Annotated in this window: 1 protein-coding gene; it reads left to right on the top strand. The window is 66.7% G+C overall.

All coding sequences use genetic code 11. The features are described 5' to 3' along the window. The coding region (locus A5791_RS08215; protein ID WP_156661073.1) for a thioester reductase domain-containing protein at positions 1–1552 on the top strand (1552 nt) is incomplete at its 5' end. Between the last annotated feature and the right edge of the window lies 1 nt (position 1553).

The following is a 1553-nucleotide window of genomic DNA, read 5'->3' as shown; positions in this document are numbered from 1 at the left end:
GCCGGTGCTGGACACGGTGATCCGGGCCGCCGGCGCCCTGCTGGGCAGCGCCGCCACCGATTTGTCGCCGGATGCGCATTTCACCGACCTGGGTGGAGACTCGTTGTCGGCGTTGACATTCGGCAACCTGCTGCACGAGATCTTCGACATCGACGTGCCGGTGGGCGTCATCGTCTCCCCAGCCAACGACTTGGCCGCCATCGCCGCCTACATCCAGAGCGAGCGCGCCGGTTCCAAGCGCCCGACGTTTGCCTCGGTGCACGGCCGCGATGCCGTCGAGGTCCACGCCCGCGATCTGACCCTGGACAAGTTCATCGACGCCGAAACCCTGGCCGCCGCGCCAGGGCTGCCGGCGCCGAGTTCTGAGGTGCGCACCGTGTTGCTGACCGGCGCGACCGGCTTCCTCGGCCGGTATCTGGCGCTGGAATGGCTCGAGCGCATGGCCCTGGTCGACGGCACCGTGATCGCACTGGTGCGCGCCAAGACCGACCAGGAGGCCCGGGCCCGCCTCGACAAGACCTTCGACAGCGGCGACCCAAAGCTGTTGGCCCACTACCGCGAACTGGCCGCGCACCTCGAGGTGCTCGCCGGCGACAAGGGCGACGCCGACCTGGGCCTGGACGCTGCGACCTGGCAACGCCTGGCCGACACGGTCGACGTCATCGTCGACCCCGCCGCCCTGGTCAACCACGTGCTGCCCTACAGCGAACTGTTCGGCCCCAACGCCGTGGGCACCGCCGAACTGATCCGCCTCGCCTTGACCGGCAAGCAGAAGCCGTTCACCTACACCTCGACGATCGGGGTCGGCGATCAAATCGCACCCGGGGCATTCACCGAGGACGCCGACATCCGGGAGATCAGCGCCACCCGGCGCATCGACGACAGCTACGCCAATGGGTACGGCAACAGCAAGTGGGCCGGCGAGGTATTGCTGCGTGAGGCCCACGACCTGTGCGGCCTGCCGGTGGCGGTGTTTCGCTGCGACATGATCCTGGCCGACACCACCTGGGCCGGCCAACTCAACACCCCCGACATGTTCACCCGCATGATGCTGAGCCTGGCCGCGACCGGCGTAGCCCCGGATTCGTTCTACGAGTTGGACGCCGAGGGCAACCGCCAACGCGCCCACTACGACGGGCTGCCGGTGGAATTCATCGCCGACGCCATCACCGTCTTGGGGCCACGGGAGGGGTTCCAGACCTACCACGTGATGAACCCCTACGACGACGGCATCGGCATGGACCAATTCGTCGACTGGCTTGGTGATGACGGGTGTGCGATCACGCGCATCGCCGACTACGGCGAATGGCTGCAGCGCTTCGAAACCACCCTGCGCGGCCTGCCCGAGAAGCAGCGCAACAGCTCACTGCTGCCACTGCTGCACAACTACCAGAAACCGCAAAACCCGATCAACGGATCAATCGCCCCCACCGACCGGTTCCGCACGGCCGTGCGAGACGCGAAAATCGGTGTCGACAAAGACATTCCGCACATCACCCCGCCGATCATCGCCAAATACGTCAGCGACCTACGCCTACTCGGCCTGCTCTAAC

The sequence above is a fragment of the Mycobacterium sp. 852002-51163_SCH5372311 genome, assembly GCF_001667115.1.
In the GTDB taxonomy this organism is placed as follows: domain Bacteria; phylum Actinomycetota; class Actinomycetes; order Mycobacteriales; family Mycobacteriaceae; genus Mycobacterium.
Note: the sequence above shows the minus strand (reverse complement) of the source record. Positions and strands in the feature narration are given on the sequence as shown.